General features: G+C 54.1%; 12 protein-coding genes and 1 pseudogene. 6 read left to right on the forward strand and 7 right to left on the reverse strand.

Features of this window, described 5'->3' with window-relative positions; genetic code table 11:
* The first annotated feature begins 37 nt into the window (after window positions 1-37).
* A complete protein-coding gene (locus ACJ9Y9_RS05840; protein WP_028018448.1) occupies window positions 38-907 on the forward strand; it encodes a helix-turn-helix transcriptional regulator in 870 nt (289 codons plus the stop codon).
* Complete coding sequence (locus tag ACJ9Y9_RS05845; RefSeq protein WP_028018447.1) at window positions 904-1,932, forward strand: hypothetical protein; 1,029 nt, start codon at window positions 904-906, stop codon at window positions 1,930-1,932. The genes ACJ9Y9_RS05840 and ACJ9Y9_RS05845 overlap by 4 nt, the downstream gene beginning before the upstream one ends.
* Before the next feature lie 34 nt (window positions 1,933-1,966).
* Here the strand turns inward: ACJ9Y9_RS05845 and nfsB are convergent, their stop codons facing one another.
* The 3 genes from nfsB to ACJ9Y9_RS05860 all read right to left on the reverse strand — a co-directional run bounded on the left by nfsB (window position 1,967) and on the right by ACJ9Y9_RS05860 (window position 3,689).
* Entirely contained in the window at window positions 1,967-2,620 is a 654-nt protein-coding gene (gene nfsB, locus ACJ9Y9_RS05850) for an oxygen-insensitive NAD(P)H nitroreductase (RefSeq protein ID WP_028018446.1), read from the reverse strand.
* A 120-nt stretch (window positions 2,621-2,740) separates the two neighbouring features.
* Window positions 2,741-3,109, reverse strand: a complete 369-nt coding sequence (locus ACJ9Y9_RS05855) for an MmcQ/YjbR family DNA-binding protein (protein WP_028018445.1) — start codon at window positions 3,107-3,109, stop codon at window positions 2,741-2,743.
* Window positions 3,099-3,689, reverse strand: a complete 591-nt coding sequence (locus ACJ9Y9_RS05860; protein WP_407226074.1) for a TetR/AcrR family transcriptional regulator — start codon at window positions 3,687-3,689, stop codon at window positions 3,099-3,101. Before ACJ9Y9_RS05860 ends, ACJ9Y9_RS05855 begins: the two co-directional genes overlap by 11 nt.
* Window positions 3,690-3,879: 190 nt before the next feature.
* Between ACJ9Y9_RS05860 and ACJ9Y9_RS05865 the strand changes: the two genes are divergently transcribed.
* Both ACJ9Y9_RS05865 and ACJ9Y9_RS05870 read left to right on the forward strand, forming a co-directional pair.
* Window positions 3,880-4,983 carry an MBL fold metallo-hydrolase gene (locus ACJ9Y9_RS05865; RefSeq protein WP_028018443.1) on the forward strand — a complete coding sequence of 368 codons (1,104 nt, stop codon included), beginning with the start codon at window positions 3,880-3,882 and terminating at the stop codon, window positions 4,981-4,983.
* Window positions 4,984-5,015: 32 nt separating this feature from the next.
* Window positions 5,016-5,357: a RamA family antibiotic efflux transcriptional regulator gene (locus ACJ9Y9_RS05870; protein WP_028018442.1), complete on the forward strand. Its 342-nt coding sequence runs from the start codon at window positions 5,016-5,018 to the stop codon at window positions 5,355-5,357.
* 55 nt (window positions 5,358-5,412) lie between these two features.
* Here the strand turns inward: ACJ9Y9_RS05870 and ACJ9Y9_RS05875 are convergent, their stop codons facing one another.
* Window positions 5,413-5,661 carry a DUF1158 domain-containing protein gene (locus ACJ9Y9_RS05875; protein ID WP_028018441.1) on the reverse strand — a complete coding sequence of 83 codons (249 nt, stop codon included), beginning with the start codon at window positions 5,659-5,661 and terminating at the stop codon, window positions 5,413-5,415.
* A 488-nt stretch (window positions 5,662-6,149) separates the two neighbouring features.
* Between ACJ9Y9_RS05875 and ACJ9Y9_RS05880 the strand changes: the two genes are divergently transcribed.
* A complete protein-coding gene (locus ACJ9Y9_RS05880; protein WP_028021397.1) occupies window positions 6,150-8,858 on the forward strand; it encodes a cation-transporting P-type ATPase in 2,709 nt (902 codons plus the stop codon).
* Window positions 8,859-8,889: 31 nt separating this feature from the next.
* Here ACJ9Y9_RS05880 and ACJ9Y9_RS05885 read toward each other — a convergent pair whose 3' ends face one another.
* Complete coding sequence (locus ACJ9Y9_RS05885; protein WP_028018439.1) at window positions 8,890-10,011, reverse strand: YbdK family carboxylate-amine ligase; 1,122 nt, start codon at window positions 10,009-10,011, stop codon at window positions 8,890-8,892.
* Window positions 10,012-10,116: 105 nt separating this feature from the next.
* Between ACJ9Y9_RS05885 and ACJ9Y9_RS05890 the strand changes: the two genes are divergently transcribed.
* On the forward strand, window positions 10,117-11,007 hold the full coding sequence (locus ACJ9Y9_RS05890) for an oxidoreductase (protein ID WP_028018438.1): 891 nt from the start codon (window positions 10,117-10,119) through the stop codon (window positions 11,005-11,007).
* A gap of 98 nt (window positions 11,008-11,105) precedes the next feature.
* Here ACJ9Y9_RS05890 and catA read toward each other — a convergent pair whose 3' ends face one another.
* On the reverse strand, window positions 11,106-11,765 hold the full coding sequence (gene catA / locus ACJ9Y9_RS05895; RefSeq protein WP_028018437.1) for a type A chloramphenicol O-acetyltransferase: 660 nt from the start codon (window positions 11,763-11,765) through the stop codon (window positions 11,106-11,108).
* A 117-nt stretch (window positions 11,766-11,882) separates the two neighbouring features.
* Window positions 11,883-12,182: pseudogene (locus ACJ9Y9_RS05900) on the reverse strand (hypothetical protein); the annotation flags it as partial.
* Window positions 12,183-12,236 lie beyond the last annotated feature (54 nt).

Below are 12,236 nucleotides of genomic sequence, written 5' to 3' on the forward strand. Positions count from 1 at the left end.
CTTATACTGGTACTGGCACTACCATGCAGGGGGATTTATGGCGCTGATGTCTGAACCTGTCGTCTCACTTCAGGATGACACCCGAAAACAGCTGGGGGCATTTCTGCGTGCCCGTCGCGAAAGCCTTGATCCGCAGCGTCTAGGCCTTCCGCGCAGTGGTCGTCGACGCACGCCAGGGTTGCGCCGGGAAGAGGTCGCTCTGTTGGCTGACGTGGGTGTGACCTGGTACACCTGGCTTGAGCAGGGCCGGGATGTTAATCCTTCCAGCGCGGTCATGGCCGCCGTCGCAAAAGCACTGCAATGTACCCCGACTGAAGCACGGCACCTGTTTGTGTTGGCCGGATTACCGCCGGGTGAAGCACCGCAGGCGACCTGCTGCGAGGGGATCAGCGAAGGTACGCGCCGCCTGCTGGATACGCTGATGCCAAAACCGGCCAGTATTCAGAAACCGAATTTCGACATCGTGGCGTGGAACGACAGCTTTGGTCATCTGATGGGGGTCGATTTCAATGCTATCCCACCGGAAGATCGCAACTGTATTTATCTGTTCCTCACGCATCCTGCGTGGCGTGCCCGGCTTGGCCGGCGCGACGATGTACTGCCGATATTTGTCTCCTATTTCCGGGCGGCGATGGCCGAGCACCGGGGTGACCCGCTGTGGGAAGCTAAACTGGCACGCTTCTTCGCGGTATCTGACGAGTTTAAAACCCTGTGGCACCAGCGCAACGACGTGCGCGGCGTGGAAAACCAGCTCAAGCTATTCACCCATCCTGAACTTGGGGAGTTTACCCTGCAACAAATGTACTGGTACTCTGCTCCTCGCAACGGTTCGCGACTGCTGGTTTATCTGCCAGTGGATGACGCGGGGGAGAAAGCAATGGAATGGCTGGCGGAGCAGGCTAAATGAAGGTGACCCGAAAACAGGAGCGGCTTTTACGTCGCGCACTCGATGAGTGGCAACAGGACGGTATGTTAACCCACGACGAACACCAACGGCTGACCGGGACCCTGAAACGCGTCTCCATGGACTGGCAGCGCCTTAGCCGCTACGCCTTCTGGACGGCGCTCGCCTGTGTGATCATCGCCATTGGCAGCCTGTTCTCCGACAGTGAGTTGATGGCGCGTATTATCGAATTCTTCGCTTTCTCTTCTTTCGCCCGCATCGGGTTACCGGCGGTGATTGCGGTGCTGTTTTACCTGTGGGGATTCAGCCGACAGCGGCGGGAAACCCAGTGGCACTACAGTACTGAGGCGATCCTGTTCCTTGGGGTCTTCTTTACCGCCATCGCGCTCTGGCAGCTTGGCGAACGGCTCGATAACGGCAGCGGCCACGTGGCACCGTTGTTCCTGGCAGGTTGCGTGATTTACGGGCTGGTGGGCTTTTTTGGTCGCTCGGGGCTGGTGTGGCTGTTTTTCCTGCTCTCACTTGGCAACTGGTTTGGTGCTGAGACGGGCTATGTATCCGGCTGGGGCGCGTACTGGCTGGGGATGAACTACCCGGTACGGTTTATCTTCTTTGGCGGCGGGCTGCTGGCGTTGTGCTGGGTTCTGCGGGCGTTATTGCAGGCGCGACAGCTCTACACGACCAGCAAAGCGATGGGGTTAACGTACCTGTTTGTTGCCCTGTGGATCATGTCGATATTTGGCAATTACGATATTGATAACTGGTACAGCGTGACGCAGGCATCGCTTCTGCCGTGGGCGCTGCTGTTTGCGGTGGCTGCGGTAATCTGTATTTATATCAGCCTGAAAACCGACGACGGTATGCTACGCGGCTTTGGTCTGACGTTTCTTGCCATCAACCTTTATACCCGCTATTTCGAGTACTTCTGGGACGGCATGAATAAGGTGGTGTTCTTCCTGATTCTGGCGGCGTCGCTGGCGGTGATAGGACGATATGCGGAGCGGATTTGGCATGCTGGCGGCCGGTAAAACGTAACGGGCCGCACTGAGCGGCCCGTTTTGTTTAGCACTCGGTCACAACCGTGCTCAGCGGCAGGCGAGATTTCGGCAGCGTGGCATTGAAATCTTCCACGCTGTGGTGGCCAACAGGCACCACCACCAGGCTGGTAAAGCCTTTCTCTTTCAGACCAAATTCTTCGTCGAGGATCGCGGCGTCGAAACCTTCAATCGGTACCGCATCCAGACCCATCGCCCCCACACCCAGCAGGAAGTTACCGACGTTCAGATAAACCTGTTTCGCCATCCACTGGTCGTCATCTTTCAGATCCACGCGGTGCATGTCAGCAAAATAGGTGCGGCCTTTGTGGTTCGCGGCTTTCGCTTCTGGTGTCGCAAAGCGGCCATCAGCTTCTTCCTGATCCACGACGCGTTCCAGCCAGGCATCATCCATCGCCGTTTTCGCGCAGAACACTACCACGTGAGAAGCATCCAGCATTTTGCGTTCGTTGAAGACATAGGTGCCCGCAGCAGACTTCGCCACGCGTGCTTTACCTTCCTCGGTGCTGGCAACAATAAAGTGCCACGGCTGGGAGTTGGTGCTGGACGGGCTGTACTGCAGCAGGGTTTTGATTTTTTCCGCTTCTTCAGCGGTCAGTTTTTTGCTTGCGTCGAACGCCTTGGTGGAGTGGCGTTTCAGGGCGACAGAAATGATATCCATAACAACTCCTGGTGATGAAATTCGCCCGTGCGCGGGCGCGAAAGGTGAGCAGATTACAGCGCGACGCGGAAAAAGATAAGTGCAATTCGAGCGCTTATTCTGTTCGTCTCAGACGAACAATCAAGCCGGACGGATCCACTTCTGGTCTTTTTTCGGTAGCTTATCCACCACCAGATGCCAGGAATCATTGATGAGGTCGGTAACCAGTTCCGGTGTCACATCGTCAGTGCCGTAAAGGGAAATCCAGTGCTTTTTACTCAGATGGTAGCCCGGCTCTATCCCGCGATAGATCTGCTGATTAAGCAGGGATTTCTCCGGGTCTGATTTCAGGCTAACGTGCGGGCGCCTGTGGGCAACCGCCACAATCATGAAAATTTTTCCGCCTACTTTAAACACGTCAAACTCCGGCCCAAACGGCCAGCAGTGTTCGGTGAACGGCAGCTCCAGCGCCACGCGTTTTGCGTGCTCCTGCAATGCCTTACTCTCCATCGCTCTCCTCCTGGGCAAGCCCGCGCCACATCACCTCAAAGCCGAGCGCTTTAAAATCAACGGCGCGGGAAGGATCGCGGGTGGCAAATTCCATCGTCGCTTCGGCCAGCGATAAAAACAGCGCATCGCCGAACGTTTTAAATTCATCAGACATAAATACATGACGCACCGAGCGGCGGCAGAGTTCATGCAGCTCGGGGAACATTTCTTTCACAGCCTGCTCAGTTTCAGCGTTGATCTTTTCACTCACGCCAAGCTGGCGAATCGCGGCGTGGGCGAGAGGGTTTTTGATCCCCCAGTCAACGTAGCTATTCCAGATGTTTCGCGTGTGCTCTTTTGGCGTGGTAAGGCTGCGATCCAGGTTGGACAGCATTGCCTGACAGAGATCCTGCTTCAGGTGCAGATAGAGGGCATTCAGCAGATCGTCTTTGGTAGCAAAGTAGCGAAACAGAGTCCCTTCGGCGACGCCCTCGTTTCGGGCGATGAGTGCCGTTGAGGCGGCAATACCTGACTGTGCAAACGCCACCGTTGCGGCTTCCAGCAAGGCCTGTTTTTTATCTTCACTCTTCGGACGTGCCACTAAATTTTTCCCCCTGTCAATTATAAAAACCCTGATTGAAACACGTGCTTTGACACGCTGCAACGCGGAATGTCAAAGATCGAAAACGTCTTGACGACTTTATCATCACATCTATAATGAGTGCTTACTCACTCATAATCAAGTTTACCCCGCGCAAACCATCGGATGGGGCGCGTTTTCGGGTCAGGATATGAAAAAGCCTCAATTCATCTGCGTGGTGTTTGTCATGATTATTGCTTCAGCTGCAAGTTTACCGTTTGTCCTGAATGCCGGATTTGGCCAGTCCCCGCAGGGGGCTCAGCTCACGGAAGTCGAGGCTTCCCCACAGCATCGTGACGGGAAATTCCATAATACGTTGCCGACACCGGGTTATAACGGTGACAAAAATATGCTGGTGGCGATGTGGGAGTTTCTGACCCAAAAAACGGAAAACGCACGCCCGGCTCAGCCGCTGCCGATGGTGAAAACCGATCTTGCGAGCCTGCCGCTGGAGCAGGACACCCTGGTGTGGCTTGGTCACTCTTCCTGGTATCTCCAGCTGGCGGGCAAACGCATTCTGATCGATCCGGTGCTGGGTAACTATGCCGCGCCGTTCTCGTTCCTGAATAAAGCATTTGCCGGCGAGTACCCGTGGCGCGCTGAGAGCATGCCGGAAATCGACCTGCTGATTATCTCGCACGATCACTACGATCATCTGGATTACGCCACCATCAGGGCATTACTGCCGAAAGTGAAGCGTGTGGTGACACCGCTGGGTGTCGGATCTCACCTGCGTTACTGGGGGATGAAACCAGAGATTATCGACGAGCGAGACTGGAACCAGTCGGTGCACATCAGTGATGAATTGACGGTGCATGTACTGCCGGCGCGTCACTTCTCCGGACGCGGTATCAAACGCGATCAAACCTTGTGGGGCAGTTTTATGTTCGTTACGCCAGAGCAGAAGGTTTACTACAGCGGTGACTCCGGGTACGGCCCGCACTTCAGGGCTATCGGCGAACAGTTTGGCGAGGTGGATTTAGCCATTATGGAAAACGGCCAGTACGACCAGGACTGGAAGTACATCCACATGCTGCCGGATGAAACGGCGCAGGCTTCAGCCGATCTTAATGCAAAAGCCGTCGTGCCCGGGCATAACGGGCGCTTCGTACTGGCGAAACACACATGGAACGACCCGCTGATCCAGCTGGCAAAAGCCAGCAAGGACAAAAACTATCGGCTGCTGACACCGGAGCTGGGTGAGCCTGTTCGGGTGAGCGATACCACGCAAACATTTCGTGAATGGTGGGAATAATGTTTAAACGAGAAGCAGAAGGGGAGAGCAGTATGACCATTTCCGCTCAAGTCATTGATACCATCGTCGAGTGGATCGACGACAACCTGCATCAGCCATTACGTATTGACGAGATTGCTCGCCACGCGGGTTACTCGAAATGGCACCTGCAGAGACTCTTTATGCAGTACAAAGGGGAGAGTCTGGGACGTTATATCCGTGAACGCAAGCTGCTGCTGGCGGCGCGCGATTTGCGTGAATCGGACGAACGCGTCTATGAAATCTGCCTGCGCTACGGGTATGACTCGCAGCAGACGTTTACGCGTATTTTTACCCGCACCTTTAATCAGCCGCCTGGAGCATACCGCAAAGAGAATCATAGCCGGGCGCATTGAACGTATCGAAATTCAGGCCGGGTAAGGCGTAGCCATCACCCGGCTTTTTTATGGCTTACGACGCCAGTGAAAACCAGCGACGCCAGACGAAACGCAACACGAAGAATTCGATAACCCCAAGCAGTAAAAACCACAGGCAGAACAAAATGGTGTAAAGCTGGTTAAGATCGACCATATGGAAGGTGGTAACCAGTTTCTCCGCCAGCACTAGCCCAGGCGAGGGCGCAGGAAGCAGCAGGCACGAAAGCAGGGCCAGCAATAAAATGCCTCCCGCGGTGAGCAGCGATTCTAACGGGTGTTTCATCTTAATGTTAATCGTCAGTTAAAAATGTCATTGTCCGGCATCCCGGAACGTAAAGCAATATAAACCCGCCTACTCGATTTCAAGAAAATAATCGCCGTAATCTGTGTGTCAATCACAGGAATAAAATATTATCCGGCAGACAATTAAATTAATATCGCGTTATGTCAATAAATGTCTGCGTTACGAAAATAATTTTACAAATGTATAGGTGCTATAACCAATTAACGTGGCAATAACAATGGCTGCGATAATGTATAACGCCAGGCGGCGCCCGCGATAAATACCAAACATGGTTCCTCCTCGTTTAGATTTGGTTTAGAAACATTTTGTAAAAATTAGCTCATCGAAATAGTTTTAAGCAGTTTTGAATAACCGAGACGCAATTATATTGCGGTAGATCAATTTTACCCGCAAGACTTTAAAATGAATTTATTTAAGCCAGAAAGGAATTCAGGCTTCTCTTCACCGGATATTGAAGGAAAAATACGATGACTGAAAAAAAATTGTCCCCAAACGTGCCGCCTTCCGGCGGGCTGGCATATCAGCAGACCGTCGAGCAGGTGCTTACCCACACGCAGAGTCAGGCCAGCGGTCTGGACCGTGCAGAGGCGCAGGCGCGTCTGCAAAAATCAGGTCCGAACGCGCTGCCGGAGAAAAAAGGTAAACCCGCCTGGCTGCGTTTTTTGGCCCATTTTAATGATGTGCTGATTTATGTCCTGCTGGCCGCCGCCGTATTAACGGCAGTAATGGGCCACTGGGTTGATACGCTGGTTATTTTGGGTGTCGCAGTCATTAATGCGTTAATTGGCCATGTTCAGGAAAGTAATGCGGAAAAATCCCTGAAGAGTATTCGTAATATGCTCTCCAGCGAGGCGCGCGTTATTCGCAACGGCAATCATGAAACTATACCGACAACTGAAATAGTCCCGGGCGATATTATCGTATTACGTGCGGGAGATCGTATTCCGGCGGATATGCGTCTCATCGAAGCGCATAATTTACGGGTAGAAGAAGCGATTTTGACGGGTGAATCCACGGTTGTGGATAAACACATTTATCCGCTGAACGGTGAATTACCGTTGGGCGATCGTACCAACATGGTCTTCTCCGGAACGACCGTAAGTGCGGGCGGCGGCGTTGGCGTGGTCACCGCGACCGGTAAGGATACGGAACTCGGCCACATCAACCAGATGATGGCGGGCATCGAAAAGCACCGCACGCCGCTGCTGGTACAAATGGACAAGCTGGGTAAAGCGATCTTCGTCATTATTCTGGCAATGATGGCTGCGCTGTTTGTTTTCAGCCTGGTATTTCGTGAGATCCCGATGGGCGAGTTACTGCTCTCCCTGATTAGCCTGGCGGTAGCATCCGTACCGGAAGGCCTGCCGGCGATTATCTCCATCATCCTTTCTCTGGGCGTGCAGGCGATGGCGCGTAAGCGGGCCATTATCCGCAAACTGCCGACGGTGGAAACTCTGGGAGCAATGACCGTGGTCTGCTCGGACAAAACCGGCACCCTGACCATGAACGAGATGACGGTAAAGGCCATCATCACCGCTGACAGCTGCTATCGTGTAGATGGTAACAGCTACGAGCCGGTGGGCAATATTTACCTGGAGGGGAGCGACGAGCCCATACAAATCCAGCCTGGCACCGTGCTGGAGCAGTACCTGCGGACGATTGACCTGTGTAATGACAGCCAACTGATTCAGGACGAGCGCGGTCTGTGGGGGATTACCGGCGGGCCGACCGAAGGCGCGCTAAAGGTACTGGCAGCGAAAGCTCATCTTGAGCCGGTCATGACCACGCTGGTTAACAAGATCCCGTTTGACTCGCAGTATAAGTACATGAGCACCCACTACCAGATCGGCAGTGAGGAGCAGATTTTAATTACCGGCGCGCCAGATGTGATTTTCGCCCTGTGCGCGCAGCAGCAGAGCCGTAACGGTACACAAGATTTCGACCGCGCGTACTGGGAAACCGAGATGGAGCGCTATGCGCGCCAGGGGCTGCGTATGGTGGCAGCAGCGTTCAAACCGACGAGCGGCGAGCAGGCGTTAACCCACGATGCGCTGAAGCACGGTCTAATCTTCCTCGGTATTGCCGGGATGATGGACCCACCGCGTCCGGAAGCCATTGCGGCGATAAACGCCTGTCAGCAGGCGGGGATCCGCGTGAAGATGATCACCGGCGATCACCCGCAAACGGCAATGAGCATCGGCCAGATGTTGGGGATCAGTAACAGCGAGCAGGCCGTAACGGGTTATGAGCTGGAGAAAATGGACGACGCCGGGCTGGCTGAAGCCGCGGTGAAGTATGACATCTTCGCCCGTACCAGCCCGGAGCATAAGCTGCGCCTGGTGAAAGCGTTGCAGGATAAAGGTGAAATCGTCGGCATGACCGGTGACGGTGTTAATGATGCCCCGGCGCTGCGTCAGGCGGATGTGGGCATCGCGATGGGCATCAAAGGCACGGAAGTGACCAAAGAGGCTGCGGACATGGTCCTGACGGACGATAACTTCGCCACCATCGCCAGCGCGGTGAAAGAGGGGCGTCGCGTTTACGACAACCTGAAGAAGACCATCCTCTTCATTATGCCGACCAACCTCGCGCAGGGGCTGCTGATTGTCATTGCGCTGCTGGCAGGAAATATCATTCCGCTGACCCCGGTGCTGATTTTGTGGATGAACATGGCCACTTCCGCCACGCTCTCCTTCGGCCTGGCCTTTGAGGCCGCCGAACGCAACATCATGCGTCGTCCACCACGTAAGACCGGACAGCACGTGATGGATGCCTACGCCGTGTGGCGCGTGGCCTTCGTCGGCACCATGATTGCCATTGCGGCCTTTGCACTTGAAGCCTGGCTGGCCCCGCGCGGCCACAGCGCGGAGTTCATCCGCACCGTGCTGCTACAGATGCTGGTCTGTGCCCAGTGGGTCTACATGATTAACTGCCGCAACACGGAATCATTCTCCCTGAACCGCGGCCTGCTGGCGAACAAAGGGATCTGGCTGGTGACGGGTGTGCTGTTCCTGCTTCAGGCGGCGATTATCTACCTGCCATTTATGCAGATGCTGTTTGGTACGGAAGCCTTACCGCTGCGTTACTGGTTCGTGACCCTGGCGGTCGCTGGTGTGATGTTCTTCGTCGTCGAAATCGAGAAGCGACTGACCCGCAGGTTCCGTAAGGCTGTATAACGTAAACACCTCTCCCCAGGTGGGGAGAGGGTTACGGAGCGGTTGCCCATAGTTCACAATGTTTTTGCACCAGGGAGATAAGCGATCCACCGTCTGCAATAAAGTCCCGCATGCGTTGCGCCTCGCTCTTGCCCTGCTTTAACAGCAGGGCAATTTCCGTTATCGCACTTGTCGCGCCGAGTTTCTCGGCCGACGGTGCAACCTGCTCCAGCAGCCAGTCGATCTCTTCTGCAACAGTCTTCTGCTCGCCGGTGTAAACGTCCGTCAGAATGCCCTCTAACCCGTAACGGCATGCCTGAAAACGGTTAAAACGATACAGCAGAAAATCCCGCTCCTGATGCTTATAGGGCCGCGCGGTCAATAGCCAGTGTGACGTAGCCTGAATTAACCCGGCAATATTGATCGCGTGGCCGAGCGTCAGCGGGGTATCCATCACCCGCACCTCCACGGTGCCAAAATGTGGGCTGGGACGAATATCCCAGTGCAGATCTTTAATGCTGTCGACCATGCTGGTGGCACTCAAACGGCGGAACAGCCCTTCAAACTCCTGCCAGTTGTTAACCCACGGCATTTGGCCGTTATCCGGGAATCCGGAAAAGATATTAAGCCGCGACGAGGCAAACTTCGTGTCTGTGCCCTGCATGTACGGCGATGCTGCCGCCAGGGCAATGAAGTGCGGCACAAAACGTGACAGGCCGTGCAGCAGATAAATGGCGTCATCCCCGGTCCGGCAACCGATATGCACATGCTGGCCGAACACCGTCGCCTGCAAGATCAAGTAGCCAAAGCGCTCCAGCGTGATGTTATAGCGCTCGTCGTCGCACACTTCCTGACGCTGCCATTTCTGGAACGGATGCGTTCCGCCGCCGCAAATCTGAATATGCTGTTCCGCTGCCGCACGCAGAATACTCTGCTGCATTACCGAGAGCTGTGCTGCCGCCTGGTCGATGTTCTGACACACCCCGGTAGCGATTTCGAGCATGCTTTCGGTGATGTCGTGTTTGACTTCACCGCCTTTGATGTCGTTTTTAACGGCGGCGATAAGGGCTGAGGAGTCCTGGCTGAGATCGTATCCAGGCGGGTTCACCACCTGCAGTTCGAGTTCGATGCCAAGAGTGAAAGGTTCGGAGGAATGGAAATCGGGTAAAGGCATGGCGCACTCCGTTGTCTGTTATGTGTTGAGTATAGACAACGAGGGTGGCGCGCTCGTCTCAGGGTGGTATAACTGTTAGCAGGCTTAGCAAAAGGGGAGTGACTCATGTCTGACTATCCAACCATTGCGCTGATTGGACCCGGTGCGATTGGGACCACCATTGCCGCAGTACTGCATGACGCTGGCCGCACGCCGTTGTTGTGCGGACGCACCGCGCACCCGGAATTGCGTTTGCGTCACGATGAGGGAGAAACGGTGGTGCCCGGTCCGGTATTAACGGATCCGAGTATCATCACGCGCCCCGTTGATCTCGTTTTTGTGGCGGTAAAAACGACGCAAAATGCCGACAGCGCCGGATGGCTGCGCGTGCTGTGTGACGAAAACACCGTGGTCTGCGCCCTGCAAAATGGCGTTGAGCAAAAAGCCCAGCTTGCGCCGTGGGTCAACGGCGCAACGGTACTGCCGTCGGTGGTCTGGTTCCCAGCGCAGCGTGAGCCGGATGCCTCAGTATGGCTGCGCGCCAAACCGCGTCTGACATTGCCGGATGTCCCGCAGGCACAACGAGTGGTCGATGCCCTGCGTGGCACACGCTGTGCGGTTGAACTGTCGGCAGATTTCTCCAGTGTGGCATGGCGCAAACTGCTGCAAAATGCGGTGGCTGGCCTGATGGTGCTGGCCAATCGTCGCGCCGGGATGTTCTCTCGCGAGGATATTAGCGAGCTGGCGCTTGCGTATTTGCGTGAAGGGCTGGCCGTCGCTCGTGCCGAGGGAGCAAACCTGGACGATGAGGTGGCACAAGAGATCCTGACAAACTTCCAGCGTGCACCTGCCGATTTAGGCACATCGATCCTCGCAGATCGTCAGGCCAACCGGCCGCTGGAGTGGGATATTCGTAACGGTGTTATTCAACGTTATGGTCGCGCGCACGGTATCCCGGTTCCCATTAGCGACGTGGTAGTGCCACTGCTGGCGGCAGGGAGTGAAGGCCCGGGATAAAGGATAAAGCGGTCTTCGAGAAAGGGGAGCACTGGCATCCATTGCGGGACATTCAGAATCGATCGTTGATGTCTGATTAATATGCCCCCTATTTCCTTCTATTGATGTGGCAAGTCATTACAGAGTTCTTGTAATTCATTGAACAGTCTTGCCACATGGAAACCGTCGCACACGGAATGGTGTACCTGAACGGCGAGAGGTAACAGTACTTTCCCATCTTGTTCGTAATATTTTGCGAGAGTGAACATCGGAGCAAAAAAGTTCTGCATATTAGCAACGTTGACATTAAAACTGGTAAAACTCACCCAGGGAATAGCCGAGACGAAAAATATATTTTCCCGAGACTCTTCCTTAGGCCAATATGCAAGGTTATTACCATAACGTGCAACGTCTTCTGAATAAGTATTCTGGAAGTGTTGAATATTGCCATCGTAATGGCTCCACATTGATGAAAAGGTCTCTGTTTCATTATGGAAAATAGTATAGTTGGGATGAATCTCATTCCAAATGACAAGCTCGTTGTTCTTTATGGCCATACGAAACTCCGTATGCCTGTTGACAATTTTAGCAAGGAGGAAAATCATCGTAGGGTAGAATTTCCAGCCAACCTCTTTTATATGTTTCAGCAGCGCGGTAATGTCTATCAGAACCGTTTGGTTAAATGTACTTTGAGCAAACCCCTGAAATACCTCAAAATGCTCTTTTCTTGCCCAACGCGATAAATCAACGGGTGTATATTCTGGAATTATTTTTTTCATTTTTTATCCTTTTGCTGGCAAGCCGACAGGTTCCGAACCGTGCTGGTCGAGAACGCACTGGTGAGAGTAGCGCATCCTTATACGGGAAGAAAGGAGATGTCAGAGCATATCCGCTCTGCTGCCCGGCGAAACTGGCGCCTGATATGCACTGGCATCCGGCACGTTTTCCAAACCGAAATCTGCCCGCCAGAATTGTCCTCTTAAGCCATAGCAGAGCTCTGATGCCGAGCTTTTCAACAGGGTAAAGCTGTGCAAGCCAAAATCACCGGCTGCCTGAGCCTGCTGATTGCGCAGGATTTTTAGTGGAATTTTCCTTAATGCCATTAAGCGCCGAATCACGGCATCTTGCTGGATATCAAAACTGGCAATTAACGGCAGAATAGCGTCAGGGCGGGTAACGAATCCTGGATTCAGCATCTCTTTTCCTTGTCATCCCGTGAGCACAGCCAGAGTAACAGATGGCTTACCTCA

Origin of the sequence: Enterobacter sp. CPE_E1241 (assembly GCF_045618265.1) — a bacterium.
Lineage (GTDB): Bacteria > Pseudomonadota > Gammaproteobacteria > Enterobacterales > Enterobacteriaceae > Enterobacter > Enterobacter adelaidei.

Excerpts from the sequence above, each read along its gene's own strand:
- nfsB (WP_028018446.1), bottom strand. The coding sequence starts at position 2,620 with ATGGATATCATTTCTGTCGCCCTGAAACGCCACTCCACCAAGGCGTTC.
- ACJ9Y9_RS05845 (WP_028018447.1), top strand. The coding sequence starts at position 904 with ATGAAGGTGACCCGAAAACAGGAGCGGCTTTTACGTCGCGCACTCGAT.
- ACJ9Y9_RS05840 (WP_028018448.1), top strand. The coding sequence starts at position 38 with ATGGCGCTGATGTCTGAACCTGTCGTCTCACTTCAGGATGACACCCGA.
- ACJ9Y9_RS05865 (WP_028018443.1), top strand. The coding sequence starts at position 3,880 with ATGAAAAAGCCTCAATTCATCTGCGTGGTGTTTGTCATGATTATTGCT.
- ACJ9Y9_RS05855 (WP_028018445.1), bottom strand. The coding sequence starts at position 3,109 with ATGGAGAGTAAGGCATTGCAGGAGCACGCAAAACGCGTGGCGCTGGAG.
- ACJ9Y9_RS05870 (WP_028018442.1), top strand. The coding sequence starts at position 5,016 with ATGACCATTTCCGCTCAAGTCATTGATACCATCGTCGAGTGGATCGAC.
- ACJ9Y9_RS05880 (WP_028021397.1), top strand. The coding sequence starts at position 6,150 with ATGACTGAAAAAAAATTGTCCCCAAACGTGCCGCCTTCCGGCGGGCTG.
- ACJ9Y9_RS05890 (WP_028018438.1), top strand. The coding sequence starts at position 10,117 with ATGTCTGACTATCCAACCATTGCGCTGATTGGACCCGGTGCGATTGGG.
- ACJ9Y9_RS05875 (WP_028018441.1), bottom strand. The coding sequence starts at position 5,661 with ATGAAACACCCGTTAGAATCGCTGCTCACCGCGGGAGGCATTTTATTG.
- catA (WP_028018437.1), bottom strand. The coding sequence starts at position 11,765 with ATGAAAAAAATAATTCCAGAATATACACCCGTTGATTTATCGCGTTGG.
- ACJ9Y9_RS05885 (WP_028018439.1), bottom strand. The coding sequence starts at position 10,011 with ATGCCTTTACCCGATTTCCATTCCTCCGAACCTTTCACTCTTGGCATC.